The organism is Methylophaga sp. UBA3603, assembly GCF_002375335.1.
Classification (GTDB): Bacteria; Pseudomonadota; Gammaproteobacteria; order Nitrosococcales; family Methylophagaceae; genus Methylophaga.
On the sequence record NZ_DFMC01000010.1, the window covers coordinates 501,650 to 524,182 of the forward strand.

Annotated in this window: 22 protein-coding genes; 6 read left to right on the plus strand and 16 right to left on the minus strand. The window is 42.9% G+C overall.

Annotated features, from left to right (window positions below; all coding sequences use genetic code 11):
* Positions 1-60: 60 nt before the first annotated feature.
* From B4F66_RS13255 to B4F66_RS13275, 5 genes are all read right to left on the minus strand, one after another.
* The gene (locus tag B4F66_RS13255; RefSeq protein WP_292356369.1) at positions 61-1,044 is read right to left on the minus strand and encodes a hypothetical protein; all 984 of its coding nucleotides are present in this window, start codon (positions 1,042-1,044) and stop codon (positions 61-63) included.
* 149 nt (positions 1,045-1,193) lie between these two features.
* Positions 1,194-1,805, minus strand: a complete 612-nt coding sequence (locus tag B4F66_RS13260; protein ID WP_292356370.1) for a hypothetical protein — start codon at positions 1,803-1,805, stop codon at positions 1,194-1,196.
* A gap of 265 nt (positions 1,806-2,070) precedes the next feature.
* Entirely contained in the window at positions 2,071-2,700 is a 630-nt protein-coding gene (locus B4F66_RS13265) for a single stranded DNA-binding domain-containing protein (protein WP_292356372.1), read from the minus strand.
* 224 nt (positions 2,701-2,924) lie between these two features.
* Positions 2,925-3,542, minus strand: coding sequence for a hypothetical protein (locus B4F66_RS13270; RefSeq protein WP_292356374.1), 618 nt, complete (start codon positions 3,540-3,542; stop codon positions 2,925-2,927).
* Between the two features lie 224 nt (positions 3,543-3,766).
* Complete coding sequence (locus tag B4F66_RS13275) at positions 3,767-4,123, minus strand: hypothetical protein (protein WP_292356376.1); 357 nt, start codon at positions 4,121-4,123, stop codon at positions 3,767-3,769.
* 657 nt (positions 4,124-4,780) lie between these two features.
* On the opposite strand from B4F66_RS13275, the gene B4F66_RS13280 reads away from it, so the two are divergent.
* Positions 4,781-4,999, plus strand: a complete 219-nt coding sequence (locus B4F66_RS13280; RefSeq protein ID WP_292356377.1) for a hypothetical protein — start codon at positions 4,781-4,783, stop codon at positions 4,997-4,999.
* A 50-nt stretch (positions 5,000-5,049) separates the two neighbouring features.
* Here the strand turns inward: B4F66_RS13280 and B4F66_RS13285 are convergent, their stop codons facing one another.
* Positions 5,050-5,418, minus strand: a complete 369-nt coding sequence (locus B4F66_RS13285) for a sirohydrochlorin chelatase (protein ID WP_292356379.1) — start codon at positions 5,416-5,418, stop codon at positions 5,050-5,052.
* 316 nt (positions 5,419-5,734) lie between these two features.
* On the opposite strand from B4F66_RS13285, the gene B4F66_RS13290 reads away from it, so the two are divergent.
* Positions 5,735-6,850: an HD domain-containing phosphohydrolase gene (locus B4F66_RS13290; protein ID WP_292356381.1), complete on the plus strand. Its 1,116-nt coding sequence runs from the start codon at positions 5,735-5,737 to the stop codon at positions 6,848-6,850.
* The gene (locus tag B4F66_RS13295) at positions 6,840-9,416 is read left to right on the plus strand and encodes an ATP-binding protein (protein ID WP_292356383.1); all 2,577 of its coding nucleotides are present in this window, start codon (positions 6,840-6,842) and stop codon (positions 9,414-9,416) included. Before B4F66_RS13290 ends, B4F66_RS13295 begins: the two co-directional genes overlap by 11 nt.
* A gap of 140 nt (positions 9,417-9,556) precedes the next feature.
* Here B4F66_RS13295 and B4F66_RS13300 read toward each other — a convergent pair whose 3' ends face one another.
* The 3 genes from B4F66_RS13300 to B4F66_RS13310 form a co-directional block, all read right to left on the minus strand.
* Complete coding sequence (locus B4F66_RS13300) at positions 9,557-10,447, minus strand: crotonase/enoyl-CoA hydratase family protein (RefSeq protein ID WP_292411629.1); 891 nt, start codon at positions 10,445-10,447, stop codon at positions 9,557-9,559.
* Between the two features lie 105 nt (positions 10,448-10,552).
* The gene (locus B4F66_RS13305) at positions 10,553-11,542 is read right to left on the minus strand and encodes a histone deacetylase family protein (protein WP_292356387.1); all 990 of its coding nucleotides are present in this window, start codon (positions 11,540-11,542) and stop codon (positions 10,553-10,555) included.
* A 183-nt stretch (positions 11,543-11,725) separates the two neighbouring features.
* Positions 11,726-12,670, minus strand: coding sequence for a YbgA family protein (locus tag B4F66_RS13310; protein ID WP_292356389.1), 945 nt, complete (start codon positions 12,668-12,670; stop codon positions 11,726-11,728).
* Between the two features lie 271 nt (positions 12,671-12,941).
* Here B4F66_RS13310 and B4F66_RS13315 point away from each other — a divergent pair, with 271 nt between their 5' ends.
* Positions 12,942-13,856 (plus strand): TIGR01777 family oxidoreductase, encoded by a 915-nt coding sequence (locus B4F66_RS13315; protein ID WP_292356391.1) that lies wholly within the window; start codon positions 12,942-12,944, stop codon positions 13,854-13,856.
* A gap of 8 nt (positions 13,857-13,864) precedes the next feature.
* On the plus strand, positions 13,865-14,878 hold the full coding sequence (hemH, locus tag B4F66_RS13320; protein WP_292356393.1) for a ferrochelatase: 1,014 nt from the start codon (positions 13,865-13,867) through the stop codon (positions 14,876-14,878).
* 30 nt (positions 14,879-14,908) lie between these two features.
* Here the strand turns inward: hemH and B4F66_RS13325 are convergent, their stop codons facing one another.
* The 3 genes from B4F66_RS13325 to flgA all read right to left on the minus strand — a co-directional run bounded on the left by B4F66_RS13325 (position 14,909) and on the right by flgA (position 16,518).
* A complete protein-coding gene (locus B4F66_RS13325) occupies positions 14,909-15,397 on the minus strand; it encodes a flagellar protein FlgN (RefSeq protein WP_292356395.1) in 489 nt (162 codons plus the stop codon).
* Positions 15,398-15,412: 15 nt separating this feature from the next.
* Positions 15,413-15,727, minus strand: a complete 315-nt coding sequence (gene flgM / locus B4F66_RS13330; RefSeq protein WP_292356397.1) for a flagellar biosynthesis anti-sigma factor FlgM — start codon at positions 15,725-15,727, stop codon at positions 15,413-15,415.
* Between the two features lie 86 nt (positions 15,728-15,813).
* Entirely contained in the window at positions 15,814-16,518 is a 705-nt protein-coding gene (flgA, locus tag B4F66_RS13335) for a flagellar basal body P-ring formation chaperone FlgA (RefSeq protein WP_292356398.1), read from the minus strand.
* 127 nt (positions 16,519-16,645) lie between these two features.
* Between flgA and B4F66_RS13340 the strand changes: the two genes are divergently transcribed.
* Positions 16,646-17,599: a chemotaxis protein CheV gene (locus tag B4F66_RS13340; protein ID WP_292356400.1), complete on the plus strand. Its 954-nt coding sequence runs from the start codon at positions 16,646-16,648 to the stop codon at positions 17,597-17,599.
* A gap of 62 nt (positions 17,600-17,661) precedes the next feature.
* On the opposite strand, the gene B4F66_RS13345 is transcribed toward B4F66_RS13340, so the two are convergent.
* From B4F66_RS13345 to B4F66_RS13360, 4 genes are read right to left on the minus strand one after another with little or no spacing between them, the layout of a single operon-like run.
* A complete protein-coding gene (locus B4F66_RS13345; protein WP_292356402.1) occupies positions 17,662-18,774 on the minus strand; it encodes a DUF4340 domain-containing protein in 1,113 nt (370 codons plus the stop codon).
* Between the two features lie 54 nt (positions 18,775-18,828).
* Positions 18,829-20,742, minus strand: coding sequence for a Gldg family protein (locus B4F66_RS13350; protein WP_292356404.1), 1,914 nt, complete (start codon positions 20,740-20,742; stop codon positions 18,829-18,831).
* Positions 20,743-20,757: 15 nt separating this feature from the next.
* The gene (locus B4F66_RS13355) at positions 20,758-21,498 is read right to left on the minus strand and encodes an ABC transporter permease subunit (protein WP_292356405.1); all 741 of its coding nucleotides are present in this window, start codon (positions 21,496-21,498) and stop codon (positions 20,758-20,760) included.
* Positions 21,498-22,448: an ABC transporter ATP-binding protein gene (locus B4F66_RS13360; RefSeq protein ID WP_292356711.1), complete on the minus strand. Its 951-nt coding sequence runs from the start codon at positions 22,446-22,448 to the stop codon at positions 21,498-21,500. The genes B4F66_RS13355 and B4F66_RS13360 overlap by 1 nt, the downstream gene beginning before the upstream one ends.
* Between the last annotated feature and the right edge of the window lie 85 nt (positions 22,449-22,533).

Here is a 22,533-nt window from a genome sequence, read left to right on the forward strand (position 1 = left end):
TATTTTGCATTAGTCATTTTGGTGCACAGCAAATCTTTGAATAGTCCACGTGACACAATTTTATACTACAGAACGGCGACCAAACACACCTGCAGCAGTTGCCGCTCCAAGACCGAGAAGAGATGCAATAAAAAGCCACAACGCAGCCGCAGCGACCGCATCCTGAATATCTTTAGCCTCGGCAATTATTTGTTCCTGTAATTCAGAAACAGTTTGACGCAAAGTTTCCACAGCTGAGTTATAAAGCTCCTGCACTTCGTTTACTAATTCTTGGGCTTGTGCAGGTGTGATCCCGAGTCGCATTTCCAACGTATTTTGGGCTTGGTTTAGATCTTCTTCATTGAATACGGCATTTTCACCAATCACTAACCGATCCAGTAAATTGTTCATTTCTTCCGAGAATGTGTGGGGCTGCGCCACGATATCAGACAGTGTGGCGGTGACCAGCGATCGCGCCCGGTTCATTTCCTGTTGACTAATCACATTTCGAAATGCTTCTCGTGCCTCAGCACGAAGTTGTGAGGGAGTCACGCCAGCTTCCTGCAAAGCTTGCTGAAGCTGAGGTGGCAAATCGGCCATTGAAATTGAACCGGAGATCTCTGACATGTCCGGCAACGAAATATCTTCCGGTGTTATCGCTTTTACGGCACCGGCTGATGTTTCAACTGTTTGTGCCACAAGAGATGATGACGTGCTGATGGCTGATGTCCCAGCACTAAGGCCCATATACGCGACACTAAGCGTGGTTAACGCCCAAACCGCCAAGCCGGCCAACGCAGCTGAATTCGTATCAAATGTTGTCATAAAGCGGGCTGCTGCAAACCCACCCACAGCCAGCGAAATTAGTTGGGTCACAACAATATAAATTGCTGCGCCAATACCCAGCCCATCTCCGATCGCCTCTAGACTAGCGATGCCTAGTGACAGGCCGAGGAGAGTAAACATTACCATTAGTCCAAGTGCCACCACCGTGCCAGCAATGATGGCTGTCAAGGTGGAATGGTTGGAGACATAAGGTCCAGTATGAAGAGTAGAGTCTGTCATCGGTCACTCCTTAATTTTTGTAATATATGATTAATTCAAAAGTTATTTGTTACTTTATACCTCATCATATTTATCGATTTTAATGGGCAGAATGGCTATAAATTAGCCTGGTAGACTGAGTAAAACGACAATAACCTTCGGCTGAAAAACTAAATCTTTGTTACGGAAACCGCTTCAAATACTCGACCTTCAAATAAGTCATTATCGATTTTGCCGTTAACACTCACTCGATCACCCACGCTTAATTGCAGATATCCTTCATTGTCTAATGGATTAGAGAGCATCTCATCCACTTCTACCGTTAACATCTGTATGCCAGTATCAAGGGTAAATTCCTCGTCTTTTAAGCTGACGTGGGTGATATTACCTTTAATAACTGTATCTCTTAGGATAGGAGACATGACGGTAAAATCGACGTCTTGTTCGTCCATTGCTCCAGCATAAAAATAGGTATTAGCATTTTTGATGTGCACACTCCCCGCTTCGATAACAGAGTCGTTATAAAAATTATCATCCATAAGACCTGATACTCTGACTTCATCCCCTTTTTTCAGCTGGTAACCTTTTCGGTCATCGTCCTCCATTACTACTGTGATATTACCCTCACCATAATCAAGCTCAAATTGGTCGGTAGAAACAGAATCCACTTCTCCGTTGATACTGATCCAACTATTGTTTTCTTTTGCGTAGGGATTTTCCGCGACAGCCGAAGCACTTAATAGAGCAAAGACTGCGAGAGTCGTAATGTGGCTATTTTTCATAACATCTCCCCTTGATATTCATTCAAATATTTTTTAAATAAGTGCTTAATTTTTTCATTAGTCTCTTAATCATTTACGCCACAAAAAGGACATATCTCGCTTTCAGCAGACTTTGAAAAATTCTATCGTTTTCAAAATTTACATATACGATGAGATTCTTTTACTCAGCCTCTGAATCTACTGTGATCAATAACAATGAACTAAATTGCAAATTACATATAAAAAAGGGATTGTCATAATGACAATCCCAGTAATGGAAGGGTAGTTATGAAGCGCTTTGAAGTGTGGTTACATAATCGGCTTCGAATACCCGTCCTTCAAATAAGTCGTTATCAATTTGACCGTTCACACTCACTCGGTCACCTACGTCTAGTTGACGATATCCCTCGTCATCTAGAGGATTCAAAACTAGCTCATCAACTTCTACAGTTAATTCCTGAAAACCAGTATCAAGCATAAACTCATCACCACCTACGTCGACACTGGTAATAGTGCCTTTAATAACCGTGTCTTTAACGCTAGGTGAAATCACATCATAGCCAAAGTTTTCTTCATTAATCGGACTGGCATAAAAGTACGTATCGATATTTTTGACATATACGCTGCCAGCTTCGATCGTGGTGAGCTTGTAGAAGTCATCATCAATTGTGCCTGAAACTCTTACCTCATCACCTTTAACCAGCTTGTAGCCATCAGCATCACGATCGCCATCATCCATTTCTACTGAAATCAGTCCATCACCATAATCAAGCTCAAATTCATCCGCAGATACGGAGGTCACTGTGCCATGAATACTAATCCAGCTATTGTCCGGTTTTGCATATGGATTTTGAGCGAAAGCGGAAGCTGAAAACAAGGTAAACGCAATAAATGTTAGTTTATTTGAAATTTTCATAAGCTAACTCCTTTAAATTAATTTCTGTTTTTCAAGATATAAAATGCTTTAAATATTTAAAGTAATCACACTATTTTTTCGACAGTATTTAATACTGTGATGGGTAATAGTTTTTAAAATTAAAAATATAAGAAAGGGCTATAAGGTAATGACGAAGAGGATGGCCATAACATTGTTATGACAATCCAACCTTCGTATTTTTTAATTGTTTAAGAAGTAGTCAATTAAATATTAGTGACGTAATCTGCTTCAAAAACACGACCTTGGAAAAAGTCATAATCAATCTCACCGTTGACCCTGACTCTTTCACCCATTTCTAATTGCTGATAGCCTTCATTATCTAGTGGGTTGGAAAGAAGTTCATCTACCTCAACGGTCAGCATCTGAAGGCCAGTGTCTAAAGTAAATTGTTCATCATCAACGCTTACGCTAGTGATAGTACCTTCTACAAAGGTATCGGTGGTTAGCGGCGATATCACGTCATAACCGTAATATTCATCATCAATTGCACTGGCATAGAAATACGTATCAATATTTTTTACGTAAACGCTACTGGCATCTATAGTCGTAGTTTCAAAGAAGCTATCCTCGATAAGTCCTGAAACCCTGACCTCATCACCTCTTAAAAGCTTGTAGCCATCAGCATCTCGGTCACCATCATCCATTTCGACCGTAATCGTTCCATCACCATAATCCAGCTCAAACTCATCCGCCGAAACAGAAGTTACCTCCCCATTAATACTGATCCAACTATTATCGTCTTTGGCATAAGGGTTTTCTGCGATGACAGGAGTTGCCAATAAAGAAAAAGCTGTGAATGTTAGGAAATTTATATTTTTCATCGAATACCTCCAAGATATACATCAGAAAAACTCAAAAATATAGAAAGTAACGCTGTTAACGGCAATGATAAGCCTAACCATGTTCGCCATTGCAGCGCACTTTTAAGGCGTTATAAATATCGAAATTCCTTTGAAATAAGGGAAAATCGATAAATCGTAATCCTTGGGCTTAATCTTATTTTTCTGAAAGATTGTCTCTTAATTTGAACAAGGTCAGATTTGAATCACTGACCTTCATAGGGAGTTTCGTCCCCTTCACCCATTTCATGTGCAGGGTGCTGCTGATTTTTAATACTATCTTTATTGTGGTTTTCTTTGTCATACGCTTTGCGATCGGGGGTCACCTTTTTATCACCATGACTGACATCATCATAATTTTTGGTGGTTCCATCTTGTTTGTTGCGTTTATCATTATTTTTTTGATTGGTTCCATTCTGATCCCGATTAGTATTGACGACTCGGTCGCCCTTTCTCTCCCATTCAGGATCATTCGGGTTAGTATCATTTTGATTACCTGCTAAAACAGGGGTCGCAGCAAACGCAGTGACAACTGCAGTTGAAAGAAATAGTTTTTTAAACATTTCATTCTCCTTTTATTTATCCAAGTTCGGCTAATAAATTAGCTCAAATTAAAACGTTTTAACGTTTCAATGTACTTCACTGTAGATAACGCAAGTACTATACCAAGCTGATAAAGATTTATTTTTAAAAACTTTTATACTTAAAATTCAATACGTTACTTATATAAGTTTGATGCCTTCCTTTATAAAAACAGACTATCGAAAATGACCTTATTAATCATTTTTGTAATTATTTCAAAAGAAATTAAAAAAAATTCATGCTTTAGCACCAGCCAAAAAACGACAAACGACTTTTATTAATTGACCCTATGCAATATCTCATAAACAAGGAAAATACCGAGATTCTAAGAGCATGATTCACTATTGAATAGTATGAGCGCAGAGTAGGATGCGTAGTGTAATAATCACTTTTTTCACCTAAAGAATTATTAACATGTGGACCCAACCCGACAATTTAGCTATGCGTTGCGGCTTTGAAGTGATGTGTGTGTTTGCACTCACTAATCGCCATCCGCTTTAACATAAAGCCCCCTTTGAATGGGCTTTTGTGTTTACAAGAAAGGCTGATGTACCAGTTTTGCAGAAAGCCTATACTGGTTCTCATAGAATATTAATGTGATCACTGATTTTAATTATGACGAGTACTGGAGCGATAACATGTCATCCATTCCACAATGCCGCATTGAAAGAGCTGGTTCTGAAAGCGAACCTTTTTTTATCATTCATCAGAATATTGATGGTGAACGGCAGACGTTAGATAAGCAGTTTGCTAGTCATCAGCAGGCATTGGACTATATTCTGGCTCAAGGCTGGCAGGTTGAGCGTGAGAGATCTGAAGATTCGATGATTATTGCTTCCAGGTTCTTAAAACCTTGATTGCCATAGATAACTCAGGCAAAGCTTTATCCTCATTACGTTAGCTAATATCAGACTCGATTTACCGCAGCAGTTTTTAACATATCGATCATGGCCGTTGATGCGCCAATATGTTGAGCAATTTGAATGTCTACATTCGGAAAGTCAGCACGAACTGCATCTACATCATGAGGAATGTCTTCGGTTACATGACGTCCGGAATTTAGAAAATAAGGTAAGACGGTTATCTGGCTGGCGCCATCACGCACGCAGTTTTCAATCCCATCCGCTATCAATGTATCGGCAAGTTCCAGAAATGCGGCTTGCACGATATCGTAATGTTCGGCACATTCCGTTTTTAGTTTTTCAGCCAGCGCAATAACTTCATCATTTGAACGCTGGCGTCGACTGCCATGGGCAATAAGTAATAATGCTTTCATCAACATATAGTCCGTTTTTGAATGTGAATTATGCGTGAAAAGTTTAAACGGTCTCGCCAGAATTAATTATCTTTGAAATTAATTGAGCGTCATTCAAAACACTATCCAGTCGTTGTTGAGGAGCATCAAAAAGCATTTAAGAACGCTCGAAACGTAAATAGAATGGACAGCTACGAACTCTGTCAGCATAATGCGGAAATAAGAAACGATTGTATTTAAACAAAATAACAGACACGGATTCAAGGATATGACTTCTGTTAATAAAACTGCCAAAGCAGGGATGTGACGGAAGGGCAAGCTTGATGAGGAAAGTGTCTTGGCAAACCAATATGGTCGTCCTGGCAATTTAAAACCTTATGAATCAGCAAGGAGACTGAGCATTCTTAAGAAGACCAAAGAGGTATTGATCATTGATGATCAATCAACCGGCAGAACTATTTTAGAAAAGATAGTCCAGCAAATTGGTGAAAATATTCACGTCACGGCGTTAAGTAACTCTACTGAGGCACTTGAATGGCTGAGTCAACATGAGGCCGATTTAATTGTAACGGATTATCGTATGCCGGAAATTGATGGCATCGAATTTATTCGTCGTGTGCGCCAGATGCCTGCTTTGCAAAGCGTTCCCATCATGATGATTACCGTCGTCAGCGAAAAAGCCGTGCGTTATGACGCACTGGATGCCGGGGCTACTGCCTTCCTAACCCGCCCCATTGATCAAATTGAATGTCGTACCAGTTGTCGTAATCTTTTACAGATGCACGAGCAACACCTGATCATTGAAGACCGTGCCAATTGGTTGGCACGCCAGGTAGAAATTGCCACTGAACAGATTATTCTGCGTGAAAAAGAGACCATTATTCGTCTGGCCAAGGCGGGTGAATACCGTGATGAAGGGACGGGGAATCACGTTATTCGTATGGCGAAATACTCCCGTTTTATTGCTGAAGCATTAGGCGTTTTCGATGAACAGCAATGCGAAGATCTTGAATATGCCGCTCCCATGCATGACATCGGTAAAATCGGGATTCCTGATAATATTCTGCTAAAGCCTGGCAAGCTGGATCCGGAAGAATGGGAAGTCATGAAAACGCACACCACTATCGGTCATGAAATACTCTCTGATAGTCAATCGAAATACATGCATATTGGTGCAATCATCGCATTGCACCATCACGAACGTTATGACGGAAAAGGCTATCCTTCTCAGTTAAAGGGCGAAGAAATTCCACTTATTGCCAGAGTCGTTTCTGTCGCCGATATCTATGATGCATTGGTTTCGGAACGGCCCTATAAAAAAGCCTGGTCAAACGAAGATGCCTGTCGTTACATTGAGCAAAGTGCGGGTACACAACTCGACCCTAGATGTGTTCAGGCGTTTTTTGATCGGATAGAGGCAATCCAGCAAATTCAAGCCGAGTATGCTGATTAAATCTCCAGCAATGAATGATCGTTATGCACAGCCACAGGAAAGAAATCTGCTTGGGCGATTTTTAGATAAAATACCCAAAACGGGTGACAGCGAACCGGAACAAGCGATCAAAATCCGACTCACTCTGGGTATCGCTTTATTAATTTATTTTTGTTTGCCATGGGGCGCTGACAGAACCTTCTCAGAAAATATTGTCAGCCTGCCAAGTCTGATTACGTTGGCCTATTACTTACTGGCAGTCGTCATTGCAGTAGCTTTGATTCTCAACCCGAGGCCATCCCCCATCAGAAGGGTCTGTGGTATTTTGCTGGATTTGACTGCGCTATCAATTGTTATGTTGATCGCGGGTGAGCAGAGTGTCTTTTTGTTCGTTTTATATCTCTGGGTGATTTTGGGTAATGGTTTCCGTTATGGCGTGAATTACCTATACATCTCCCTCATAGTGGGCATCATCGGTTTTTCCTTTGCCATTATCAATGGTGAATACTGGCAGCACTCTCAGCATGAACCATTTGGTTACAGTCTGATGTTTTTGTTACTTATCATTCCGCTTTATTCAGCTTTTCTGATCAAAAAACTGCATGTTGCAATTGCTTTGTCAAAGCAGGCAAATGAAGCAAAAAGTCGATTTCTGGCCAATATGTCTCACGAATTACGTACGCCACTTAACGGTGTAATTGGTATTGCAGATCTGATGGCGGAGACCCAGCTGGATAAACAACAACATGATTTTGTTAAAATCATGAAAACGTCAGCACATACGCTGCTCAGCCTGATTGAAAATGTTTTGGATATCTCCAAAATCGAAGCTGGTAAGATTTTAATCAGCGATAAAAGTTTTGATTTACACCAACTGTTAAACAGTGTGATTGGCATGCAAAAGCCAATGGCAATCAGTAAAGGCTTACACATTAATTGCTATATTGACCCCGCTCTGCCCTTTTCGATAAATGGTGATTTACAACATCTACGCCAAGTTTTAATCAATCTTATCGGTAATAGTATTAAATTTACTGATCAGGGTGCCGTTAAACTTTCAGCTCAACCAATCACTCGCAAATCAAATCAAAATTTGTGGATTCGCTTTGAAGTAAGTGATACCGGGATAGGGATTCCACAGGAAGCTCTGCAACGAATCTTTGATGACTTTACGCAGATCTCACCTGATACATTAAATAAAGGCGGAACCGGTTTAGGCACTACTATCGCCAAAGAGCTGGTTGAGTTGATGGGAGGTGAAATTGGGGTAACCAGCGAAGTGGGTGAAGGAACCCTGTTCTGGTTTGAAATGCCCTTCACTGCCAATGAGCCAAATGAATTAACTTTATCTGAGAGCCCTATGCTGATTTTAAGCACCGATTCACTGCATGACCTTATTAAACCTGTTATCAATGACTGGTCAGTGAATTACCAACATGTCGACACCACCGCCAAAGCATTTTCAGTATTGATTCGAGCAGCAGAGAATCAATCGCCTTATCAAACCGTGATGATTGATCAGGATTGTATGCATGAAATCGATCCGATTCAATTTGCCAATATGATCCATGGTGAACCTTTACTCGCCAATACCGCGCTGATCCTGTTGAATCCATCAGACTTCAGTAAACAGGATCCAAGACTGCGTCATCACTTTATTTCGATTGTGCATGATGTTAAGGAAAAACCTGTTCTATTTAATGCCATCCACGCAGCACAGAGCAATCATGCCATTCAGGATGAAAAAGTCATCACCCTGGCTCAACATTATGCAGCTCAATCCTATGCTAAATCTTTAAATATTCTTATCGCCGAAGATAACCTAGTCAATCAGCAGGTGTTGGAGGGTATACTTCGCCATGCAGGACATCAGGTAATTCTGGCCAGTAGTGGCGAACAGGCGCTGGATGTTCTAAGTCAACAAATTGACAGTATTGAAATGCTGATTCTGGATATGAATATGCCAGATTACAGCGGAACCGAAGTTATCCGCGCCATGCGCTATATGGATACTGGACATGATATCCCTATTATCATTCTGACAGCTGATGCAACACCTCAGGCTAAACAACGTTGTCTGGAAGCCGGAGCAAATGAGTTTCTGACCAAACCAATAGATTCCCGTTCATTGCTGGAATCCATTGCCCGTCTGGCTCTGGAGCATCAAATCAATGTAAAACCCGGCAAAGTTAACGGTCGATCGACCGTTTCATCAGAACAATGGTGTGACCATCAGGTTTTGCTCGAACTTTCTGAGCTAGGGGGCGGTGAAGCCTTTTTACAGCTTCTGCTAAATGGTTATAAAGAAGACGGTACCAAACACCTGCAATTGATTCTTCAATCAGCACATGATGATTATCTGACCTATCGTGAAAGCCTGCATGCTTTGAAAGGTTCATCTTCTGAATTAGGTGCGAATAAAGTTGCTGAGCTTTGTCGTCAGGGAGAATCATTTAAACCTTTCGATATTGGCTCAGCTGAATTACTTCGCCTGACCGAAAAACTGGAGCATGCTTTTACACAAACGCTAACCGAATTAGAAGTTGCCCTTAAGCTTCAAGGGCAATCACAAAAAGCGGATCATTAAGACCTGTTTATTTTTCATCACTAGGCTGTGTTCCCAGCCTGAGTAATGACTGATAGCTTACTAATCGTTTTTTGAAGCAAACTTAAAGCAACGAGACACCTCGATGTATCTCGCCAAACAGCAGTGATGGTGAAGTCAGGTTACACTTCGCTGTTTGATTTGGCAGTCTGACGATTCACCAATCGCGTCATCATCCGGATATCCTTACTGGTCAGATTTAAAGCCGCATCCGCCCAGATATTGGCTATTGCTACAAGCTCTTCATAGCTCACGGTGTTACATAAATCTTTAATACGTGACATCGCTTTATAGCTGTTTGGAGATTTTTTGGCGGCTTTAATGTATTTGTATAAAGCCAGCTCACCTTCACCTTTTTCGGCCAGAATATCGATCGCGCCCATTTCATAAAGCTCATCTGCGGTATATAAAGCACCCGACAGAATCATTTTTTCAGCATTGGCCGCCCCGACTTTTCGGGATAACAATGTATAAGCCCCCATTCCCGGGAACAGATTAAACAACACTTCTGGCAGACCCAACTTCACGCCTCGCTCAGCAATAATAATATTACTCGATAATGCCGCTTCAAACCCACCTCCCAATGCATCACCCTGAATCAGACTGACGGTGGTCAGGTCACAATCAAAATGGAACATATTGTCGTAGAGGATATCAACACAATGAATGGCATAGGCCAGCAATGCTTCACGGTCACGTTTTTCAATTAGTGAGGTAAACAGGTTTAAATCACCGCCCAGATTAAACACACCATCAACACTGGAACCAACGACCAGATAATCATATTTTTCATGATTACTCTGTTGCATCTCAGCTTTTACATTCGCCAGATAATCCGAAAGTTCATTCAGCAAGGTAGGGGTAAAACATGGCCTGGGAGCGGCATTCATCATGAACCAGCCAATCTTATAGGTCGGGTCATAATAGGTATTCAGATGTTGATATTGCTTTCCTTGATTCTGGTCAAGACCAGCCTCGTTCTCATCTCTGAGTTTAACAACAGCGTTCATCATTTTCTCCTTAAAAGGGCTTGGGCTGCCAATCAACAAGTGACTGATATTTGTCACTAAAATGTTTCAATTAAGGATTAGCACGAACTGTGCCGTTAATCACAAAAATTATTCAGCAGATGAAACTATCTGCATCAAGGTTTTTAAATGCGCCACACTGGCCTTGGCATTACCTGTCAGGTTGTAGCCCCCTTCCAGTACCGAAACGAGTCTGCCATCACAGTGCTGTTTGGCAAGTCGCATCATGATCTCCGTCAGTTGGATAAAGCCCTGATCGGAAACTTTATAACATCCCAACAAATCGTCTTCCCGACTATCAAACCCGGCTGATATCAGAATCAAATCGGGGTTAAATTCAGTTACCGCTGGAATCAGTTTTTCTTCGAATGCAGCGATGATTTCTGCATCCCCGGAACCACAGGGCAAATGCACATTTATATTAAAGCCCTTGCCGGAACCAGTGCCGGTTTTCTCTGGTGACCCCGTACCAGGATAAGCTTCGGCGTCATGCGTTGAAAAAAACAATACCGAGGGATCATGATAAAAAGCCCATTCAGTGCCATTTCCATGGTGATAATCCCAGTCCACAATTAAAATTCGTTTTAACTTATAGCGTTTTTGAGCATATCTTGCCGCTATAGCAACATGATTGTAATAGCAGAACCCTTCTTCCTTTCCGGTGTTGGTTGCGTGATGCCCTGGTGGCCTTGAAGCACAAAAAGCATTATCCAGCAAACCTTTACAGACCGCGTCAACCGCTACCAGTACGCCTCCTGTGGCCAACATTGCAGCTTGATGCGCTTCGGGATCGTGACGTTTTATTGACGCTACATGATTGGCTGAATGAATAAGCGATAATTCAGATTCAATATTGCTTTTGGGTTTTAACAATGTGACCTTGGATAGCAGCTCACTGACTTCCAGCTCATCCCGCAAACGCTCATATCTTGCAGGAGACTCTGGGTGTTGAGGCATAATATGATGTTTGGCAAAACCAGGATCCAACACCAGACCCGTCAATGCCGTTTGGCTTATTGCTGAAGTTTTGCTGCTAACGGTACTTAATAAACCGAGTTTTAATAAATCCCTACGCTGCATATCTGATATCCCGAACTGGCTTCAATCTCAGCTATTTTTAGAAAATGATACAACTTCGCTTCACCATACATTCCTACTGCTACTTCTTTTAAAAGCGTTTTTTCTAATACCGGATTTACGACGCTATCATTAATGACATGTAATCATTTCAATTTACTGTGATTTCCAGTTTTCGTACACAATTTATATCGTATTTCTCAGACTCAACGCATCAGGATATGGCTGCAGATAGGCCTGTTTGGCAATATATGCATCTGGATGATTATTGAAATGATGTTTTAATAATGTGATCGGCACTATCAGTGGTAACTCTGCCGTACGGTAACGGTTAATAATGTCGGCAAGTTCCTGCTTCTCAGAGCTTGAGAGCTTTTTCTTTAGATAGCCTTGCAAATGCATTAATACATTTGTATGTGTTTTCCGGGAGGCAATTTTTGATAAAACCGTCATAAGCTCAGTGAAATAACGTTCTGCCAGAGTTTCGATCTCATGATTTCCAGCATCAGCCAGCATCCGTCCAAGTTCAGCATAGTATGTCGGTGAATGAGCCATTAAGGAATATTTATAACGTGAATGAAAGCTGATCAATTTATGGTGGGTTAACCCACTGCGAACCAGTTGCTGCCAGTCATAATAGGCGAACACCCGAGTGATAAAATTTTCGCGTAATAATGGATCATTCAATCTGCCGGATTCTTCCATTGGCATCAATGGATGGGCTTTCTTTAATGCATCAGCATATAACCCTCGTCCTGTTTCAGCCGCCGGATAACCATTACCCTGATACACCTTGACTCGAAACAACCCACAACTCGGTGAGTTTTTCATAAAAATATAACCACATAAATCATTGTGTTCATGGGCTTTTTGCTGGCCAAAAGCCGTCAACTTTTCTGTGTAATTCAAATTATAATCATGCACGGCTACTGCCTGTGGTGCATCCACATCACCAACCAGACGAATGGGTTTGCGAGGAATTCCCATACCAATACCCACTTCAGGACATTCCGCAACAAAATCAAAAAAACGCGACAAACTGTCGGTACATAGACGCATATGTTTATGTCCGCCATCAAATCGCACGGATTCCCCCAGTAAACAGCTACTGATTCCGACTTTAATTCCCATCAATTACTCGTTAAATACTAAATATTTGGTTTTATCTTTACTCAGGGTCTGTCGATGTTTCCCAGCCCTTTGGGTTGTGACTATTTTTCCGTCCTACGGTGTTGGAAATGACTTATGTAGAACACCTACATCGCATCATTTCCGCCTTGTTGGCCGAAAAAAATAGCCTCCAGCAGTGGTGGTTATGAAAAATCAGCAGGCCCTTGGTAAACTTTGCCAGCTGTTATGACTCTATACAAGGAATAATCATAACTATTCAAAGGAATTTATCATGGCGGCTTTTTTAATAACCGGTGCTACAGGACTCATCGGCCAAGCGCTGTGTCAAAGACTTTTAAACAATGGCGAGACTGTTTTTGCATTAAGTCGTAATTGTCAGAAAGCAGCCAAAATACTTGGTTCCCAGGTGCAGTGTTTCGAATCCGTCGATTCAATACCGCTAGATCATCATATCGATGTAGTCATTAATCTGGCCGGTGCACCGATTGTTGATAAACGCTGGACCGATGCCCGTAAGCAAATATTATTGAAAAGCCGGGTCGACTATACACGGAACCTGATAGATAAATTGTCCAAACGCTCCAGCCTCCCCCATAGTTTTATCAGTGGCTCAGCAGTAGGCTGGTATGGAAACCAGGACGATACGATTGTTACCGAAAGTAGTAGTTTCAAACCAGAGTTCAGTCATGAATTATGCGAACAATGGGAACAAGCCGCTTTGTCTGCAGAATCTCTTGGAATCCGGGTCGCTATCGTTCGCACTGGATTAGTAGTGGCACCAAATGGTGGTTTTCTGAGCAAAATGACGCTGCCCTTCAAAATGGGATTGGGTGGACCAATAAGTGACGGCCAGCAATATATGCCATGGATTCATCTCGATGATATCTGTCGGTTATTTTTATTTCTGGCTGAAAATCGTTCGCTTACAGGTGTTTATAATGGCGCAGCTCCTCGACCTGTTACCAATCAGCAATTCAGCAAAGCACTTGCCCAAGCGCTAAACCGTCCGGCTTTCTTTCGAGTGCCGTCCAGTGTTTTGAAAGCATCTATGGGAGAAATGGCTGATTTATTACTGGGCGGGCAACGTGCAATCCCGGAAAAAGCTCAAGCTGCCGGCTTTGAATTTCTCTATACTGATATCCAGAGTGCGCTTAACGACGTACTTAAATCTTCTGACTCAAAATAATAATTATTATGACGCAACGTGCCGTTTTATTAGTAAATCTAGGTTCACCGGATCAGCCTGATACACCCTCCGTAAGGCGCTACTTAAATCAGTTTCTGATGGACCCCTATGTTATTCAACTACCCTGGTTGCTAAGGCGCTTTATTGTCAGTGCCTTTGTTCTGCCTAGCCGCCCAAAAGCCTCTGCTGAAGCTTATCGGAGTGTATGGACCGATACTGGCTCACCGTTGATTGTATTATCTGAAAAATTACATAAAGCTGTTCAACAGCAGGTTGATATGCCGGTAGAGCTGGCTATGCGATATGGAAACCCCAGTATTGAAGCGGGTTTGCTAAAGCTTGCCAGGATTGATGGCGTTAAAGAGATTTTCTTCGTTCCTTTGTATCCGCATTTTGCTGATAGCACCGTAACCACCTGTATTGAAATGGCCAAACAGGTCATCGCCAAGCATAAACTGGATATTGTCTTAACGATCAAACCACCTTTCTATCAGGAAGAAGGTTATATCAATGCATTGGTTGAGCAAACCCGTCCTTATTTGATGGAAGAACATGACCATTTGCTCTTCAGCTATCATGGCTTACCAGAATCGCACATTTTGAAACGTGACCCTAGTGGCCAACATTGTCTGCAACAGGCTGATTGTTGCAGTAAGCCACATGTGGCTCATGCCACTTGTTACCGACATCAGGTTATGACGACCACAGCTGCTTTTGCCGAAAAAGCCCAACTCAATCCGGACAATTACTCAGTCGCTTTTCAGTCCCGACTGGGCCGAGCCAAATGGCTGGGGCCTAACACTGAAGATCGTTTGATTGAACTGGCACAAAACGGCACAAAAAACGTGCTGGTCATGTGTCCTGCATTTGTGACGGACTGCCTGGAAACGCTTGAAGAAATTGCGATTAGAGCTGAGGAAGTGTTTATCGAGGCAGGTGGTCGTTCATTAAAATTGATACCATGCCTTAACGATGATCCAGTATGGGTTGATCTGTTAGCCCAGTGGTGTGAAACGCCTTAGGGCTTATTAATTTTTCATATCCACCTAGGATCAGACACGTCCAATTAGTGGTTGACGAACAACTGCACTGGTATATTCACCACCCGGACCATAAGCACTCGACTCTGGATCACGTCCTCGAAGAACGGAGATAGCGCGCTGCAGATACTGACGGTTAATACTGACGATGCCGCCATTTACCTGATTTTTTTGCTGGCAGACTTTGGCAACTGCTTTTAGATTTTTTATCAACAGCGTTAACGCCAATGCGTCATCTTCCGTTTGATTATCAATGAACGCTTCAAGGCCTTGTTTACCGGTAGGGAAGCCTGTAGAAATTAATACCGCATCACGTTGACGGCTAAACTGTTCGAGCTTCATGATTAACGGCTGTTTTTTATTGTTGATATCGGTAATGGTCACGATATCCGATAGAGCAAGGGCTTGACGCTCCGCGACTAGTAACTCGGCTAACTGTTTGGCAATATTGAGTTCAGACTGTAAAACGCTGTGCAATTGTTGTCCGGGTGACATAGCCATGGGAGGGTTCCTTTTTTATAGGTTACCCTCAAAATCAATCATGTTCCGTGCCAACTTTTGACTATCAACCTGATAGCTTCCATCTTCAATAGCCGCACGTAAAGCAGCCACTTTTTGTTCATCCACCACAGGCAAAGCGGCAATTTCCTGTTGCAGAGATTGCAGTTGTGTTGCCGTGGTTGTCAAACTGATCTTGTCTGTTGAGCTATTACCACTCGATTTGACCTGATTTGATACGTTTTCTGTACGTTTATCTTCAACATTGACGTTTCGCGTCGAGTTGATTCCACCACCCTGTGTTGGTGGTTTTATATTATTAATATCCGACATAAAAATGTCTCCATATTGGTTCTATAATGTTTATCGGATCGAATTGAAAAAACTTTAATATAATGTGATTCGATCCAGAGTTTTCTTCACATTGTAACGCGTACCACCCCTGGACCATCTACTACACCTTCGACCACTCTCTCTGAGGAGAGGTTTTTCACACGAACGCGATCCCCCAGGCTGGCATCAGACATCGCTGTGCCCTGCATTCTGACTTCCATTGTTCCTGCACTAGCCACCAGAACAATTGACTCACCTCTTTTTACGATATTCAGCGGCCGCAAATGATTTTTCTGAATAACGGTGCCCAAGCCCAGTGAATATTTCGCTTGCTGTCCCACCACAGCGGCAATATTTGCCATATAGCCTTGCCGAAGCTTGCCAATATCATGCTGTTCAATCCGCAAATCCTGTTCTGTTAAAACATGGTTCGCTGAAACGGGCCGGGCAATCACCACCATGGGTCGCATTACTTTGATTTGCAAGGGGATATAAACTGTCCAGGCCACAGGCTCCTGACAACGCACACCCACGGTCACATTACCGGCAGTTGCAATATTGCGATTACTGAATGCCTCCAGCCCTTTTTCACAATGCTGCAAGCGTAACCGTTTATCTAATGGTGTCACACTAACCTGGGGATTGTTAAATCGTGTCTGCGCCTGGGCTAAAGTATAAGTGAATGCGGTGTGCTCCACATCAGCCAAAGATTGTAAATTGTCAGCCTGGGCAGTAAGTGTCAACAAATTGACACTTAACACTAAACATACACTACATAATAATTTATACATCAAAATCCTCCGGCAATATGCACGGCAAATGAACTCACTTTGATGACCTGCAAATTTCATTCCGATAATTACGGTTCAGAAATGAACGTTACTGCCGTTATACTCTTGCAGTAATCAGGAGAAATTTATGGCAAGCATGATCGATGGTATTGACCAACGCACTCAACTAGCCGGTCAGAACCGGTTAGAGCTCTTATTGTTCAAGCTGGGAGGCACCCAGCGTTACGGTATAAATGTATTTAAGGTCCGCGAGGCTATTGCTTGTCCTCCGTTAACGCAAATGCCACATTCACACCCAGTCGTTCGGGGTGCCGCGCGCATCCGTGATAAAACCATCAGTATCTTTGATTTATCTCAGGGTATAGGCAAAAGGCCCGTCGTGAATCCTCATGAGCATTTTGTCATTATCACTGAATATAATCGCAACGTGCAGGGCTTTCTTGTCAGTGAGGTGGATCGCATCGTCAACGTCAGTTGGAAAGATATCTTGCCTCCTCCCAGTGCTTCAGGTTCATCGCATTACATGACTGCAGTCACCAAAATTGACAATGAACTGATCCAGATAATTGACGTGGAAAAAGTCATGTCAGAAGTATTGGGCATTGATGACACGGTTTCAGCTGATTTGGTGACTCGTTTTGCAGAAGCCAATGCTGACCATAAACATCACATTCTTGTGGCAGATGACTCCAGTGTTGCCCGCAATCAGATACGTCGCACCATGGAGCAGATTGGAGTCAGTTGTACCATCGTAAATGATGGCAAACAGGCATTGGATCAATTAAAAGCATGGGCGGCCGAGGGCATTGATGTCAGCAAGCATATCGCTATGTTGATTTCCGATATTGAAATGCCAGAAATGGATGGTTACACCCTTACAACGGCTATCCGCCAAGACCCAAATCTGAAAGATATTCGTATTTTGCTGCATACCTCAATGAGTGGCACCTTTAACAATGCATTAGTTGAAAAGGTTGGCGCCGATAAATTTATTGCCAAATTCGCCCCCGATGATCTCGCAATCACCGTTCAAGCGTTACTGGAAGAATGGCGGGATAAGGATAAGGCCGCAGCAGAGTAAGGTTGTACACATATAAAAAAGCCCCGTTTAAGGGGCTTTTTTATGACTTCCAAAATAGCGGCTTACGGACCAAAACCACCGGCAGGCATTGGAATAACCTGATCCTTTTCGGTCACCATATCGGCCTTGGCACGCATCAGGTTGTTGCCAACAAACCCACCCAAGCGATAAACCCAGGGTTCAACTTTGTCATTAATTTCTGCAACTTCCTGCTGTACTTGCTCAGGCGTTTTTAACACATCAAGGCTTGCTATGGCTTCCGGTACTTCAGGCACAGCATCCGGGGCATATTCAGCTTTGAACGTGGAAAAGTAAAAACCATCATTAAACGATGTCTGAGCAATCACCTTTAAGCCATCATAAGTAAGAAATTCTGCTCTAACAATCTCAGCATCACCACGGGAAAAGCCATCAACTGGCTGAACATCTTCCAGACGCATTTGGAATAATGACCCGGCAATATCATAGCCAAGCTGTTCATAACGAAATACGGTATCTTCACGATCTTCCGGCGTGCCAAATTTATCTTTCTGACCTAAGTTCACTAAGGTTGCAGTATCGCCATTTGGCTGAATGATATCTACTCTGGCAACCCGTTCACGTGCAATGTCCATAATCAGCGCATCAATCCAGTTGAGCATCATCGGACTGAACTGAAAGTACCCCTCAACCAGATAACTGCGCTCCTCATTAACTCGGCGCAGATAGAACTGTTGTGGACCAGAGGTGTTCGCACTTAAATCGCGTGCTTCCCCTAGAACCAGACCGGCCACTTCCAGCTGGTCTTTGAATAATTTAATGACAAATGAACTGCCACCATCTTCTGCACCTTCCACGCCCAATACTGGATACAGCTCAGGATCATCCGTTTTCAGCTCAAGAATTCGGGCATCGGCCAAATCAACCAGCATCCTTCTAACCAAATCTTCATCGGCTGGATAGTTATGATAATCCGCAATGAACCATTGCTTATCATCACGGCTCAGGCTGAATTCATCCTGCTCACTTTTAAATGTGATTTTATCCACATCACTTAGCTGTTCAAATAATTCAGGAAACAGTAATGAAAAGTCATCACTGGTATCTTCGGCTTTATATATGGTGATTAACATCCACACCACCATCACCGCAGTGAGGATGGCGAGGATTGAAAGACTATTAAGTTTTTTCAGCATCTGTAGAACCTGTCTGTTCAGTTTGATACAAGCGTCATTTAACGCATGCAGAATTTACGATTGGAAACGGCCTCGAGTACGCTTACGCACTCTTAACCAGCCGGTAATCAGTGCCAGTATGGCCACCACAATCGGAATCAATCCGATATTGATGAACTTGACCAACGTTTCCAACTGATCGATATCTTTACGCAGGTTACCTTTTACCGCCCGCAATTCTAATTCGGTACGATCGGCAATCGCCCTGAATTCAGCAATTTCTTTCTGTTGCTCTGGCGTCATGATTTCGGCACCAGAACCATTCCGCTCCACCTGCATGCGAGCGATACGCTGACGGGTTTGCTGTAATTTGTTTTCAAGTTCGCGTTCTTTCGCCCGGTAGAGTCTCTCAGCTTCACGTTGTAAAGCTTCGACACGGACAAATGGACGAGTGAAACCAGTACGGGAACGTACACTGATCAGTCCCTCAGCGCCTGTTAACTCTTCGATAGCGTTATGTACAAAGTCGATGTTATTGGAGGTATTAAAGGCTAAATCCTCACCATAGAAATCCTGCATAATGACCCAGAAACGATCATCCAGCATATCCACATCAGCAATTGCAATCACATCAATACCATTTTGGGATTCATTCACATGATCAGGCATTTTCACCATCTTGCCACCATCGGCTTTGACACCATCAGGAAACGCCGAACGCGACTTGCCTTGAATACGAACTGCTAACGGATAGCTGATTGTTCCTTGCTGGTACTTAGTTAATAAAGCCACTGGATCATTACGGAACTGCACCACCCTTTTATCCACCAGCATAGCCTCATCACTGGAACTCAATAGAGGGGTTACTTCAGTAGTCTTGTCATCCAGAATTTTAAAATGACCTGCAGTTGCCACATTGAGCTTACGTAACTTTGAAGTTATACGCTGCTCAGAATTCATGTTTTCCTGGGTCAAAGCATTCCACAAGACATATTCAATCGGCTGATTATTACTTTGTGCCCCAAAATCCACTTCCCGAGCTGTTTTTCTATCCGCAACCACATCAGAAGCATCACGTTCAACGCCCCAAGTATTCAGCAACTCAGGCATATTTGAGCTACGGTTTGCGACCATTGCTGCCATCGGGTTATCAGGATCTTTCTCCGGTACATCAACTTCAGCATATGGATCCACAAAGGTAATTAATTTTCCACCCTGCAACACATATTGGTCTATGGCATATAAGGTTTGTTCAGGTAATTCCTTGGGATGCACAACCATTAGCAAATCAACTGATGATGGAATACGACGAATGTCTTCCGGTAAGACCGAAACATTAAACATCTCACGCAATTTACCCATTACCGCCCAGGGTTTAGCACCACCTTCGGTATCCAGCTGTCCTTTAAGGGGATCGTAATCTTCCCCATCAATTGGCAATGAACTCATTACTGCCACATTTTTACGCTCTACGTCAGATAGTTGATAAACCATTCTGGTCAGATCGTATTCCAAAACATCTTCCATTTCCGGTTGAAAGAAACGGATACGTTCCAGACCATCCAGAATATTGGTACCGGCTACACCGAAAAATAGTGGATCCGGCTCACCTTCGATGGGAATCGATTGCAGACCATATTGCTTTGCTCGCTGCTCATGATCGGTGAAAGGTTTTGGATTAATAATTTTGACCTGAATCATGCCGTCTGAGGCGCGTTGATATTCCATCAACAGCTCCTGAACGCGTTGAGCATAGGCTTTCAATGATGGCAAAGCCTGAGCTACCTGCTCGGAATAGTAGAACCTTAACGTTATAGGCTGCTGTAACGAAGACAGAATGTTCAGCGTACCTTCCGATAAGGTATACAGTTTGTCTTCAGTCAAATCGACCCGAGCAGATTTAAAATTGCCATTTACCACAATAATAAAGGCAATAAAAAGAATAACGGCCAGAATCAAACCGGTTTTGGATAATAATTGTTTATTCATTGCTGACTGGTGCTCCTAATCGGCTTTACGTGCATTCACTATCAGGGCGTTGGCAAACAACCAGATAGTGATAAGCGCTGCGAAATACAATATGTCACGTAAATCAATTACCCCTTTGGAAATCGCATCAAAGTGGGTCAGAAAACTGAATGAACTGATCGCATCAACCAGAGGTTGTGGAGCCCAGCTACTAAAGAAATCCAACACAATGCCATAGCCCGCCAGCACAAATATCAGGCTGACAATCAAGCTAAGCACAAACGCAATAACCTGATTTTTAGTGGAGGCTGAAACACAGGAACCAATGGCCAGAAAACCACCCGCCATCAGGAAGCTGCCGATAAAACCGGTAAAAATCACGCCGTTATCTGGATTACCCAGATAATTCACCGTGATCCAAAGCGGGAAATTGAGAATTAATGCCAGACCGGTAAACGCCCACGCAGCAAAGAATTTGCCCAGAACAGCCTCAAATACCGACACCGGCAAGGTCATTAACAGCTCAATCGATCCACTTTTACGTTCTTCGGCCCATAAACGCATCGAAATTGCAGGGATCAACAAAATGTATAACCAGGGATGTAAGGAGAAGAAGGGATATAAATCGGCTTCGCCACGAGCAAAGAAATTGCCCACATAAAACGTCGAAAAACCTGCCAGCAACAAAAATATTATAATGAAAACATAGGCAACCGGGGTGGCGAAGTAACCACCGAATTCACGTTTCATGATGAACCAGATATTCAGCACATTCATCATTTAACTCCTGCAGTTCTAGGCAAAGTAATACTGCGGAAAACCTCATCAAGGCGACCGCTCTCAGCATAAAGCGAAGCAATTTCCCAACCCTGTTCACGAATTTTTTCTGACAGGGCGATAGTGATATGAGCGCTGTCTTTTGGGAACACCCGGATACCGTTACCCGCCATCAATAATTCAGTTTCCGCAACAAAATCCAATTCGGCGACATACTGCAACAGTTTGGTGTTATCAATTTCGTTGACCGACAGTACGACCGCATTGTGGTAGCGTGATTTTTGCTCCAATTCGGCAGGCGTTCCATCAAACACAACTTTACCGCTGGCGATCACCACATTACGTGTACACAAAGCATTTACTTCTTCCAGAATATGCGTTGAGATAATAATGGCTTTATCTTCTGCCATTTCATTGATCAGCGTCCGTACTTCATGCTTTTGATTCGGATCTAAACCGTCAGTCGGTTCATCCATAATCAATACGGGTGGGTTATGCAGAATCGCCTGTGCCAGCCCCACCCGACGTTTGTAACCTTTAGACAAGGTTTCAATCGGTTGATACATCACATTCAGGACTCGAGCACGTTCTGCAGCGGAAGCTACTGCACGTTTTTTAGCCGCTCCGGACAATCCACGAATATCAGCAATAAACTTGAGGAAGCTGTCCGGCGTCATATCAGCATAAGCTGGCGCACCTTCAGGTAAATATCCCAGATTCGCTTTTACCGAAATCGGATCCGTTAAAACATCATAACCACAGACTCTGACTGTACCGCGAGTGGGCGCCAGAAAGCCGGTTATCATCTTCATTGTGGTGGATTTACCTGCGCCGTTCGGGCCCAGAAATCCAAGAACTTCGCCTTTACTGACTGAGAATGTCACACCATCCACAGCCCGTATCTCGCCAAAATGCTTGGCCAGATCTTCTATCTCAACTCTGAGTGTCATACTTAAAGCGTCCCCCGCTTCATCAAAAGCATCTTCAAACCGGCCATTATTCAGCTCAATCAGGCCATACGTCAAGCTTAATACC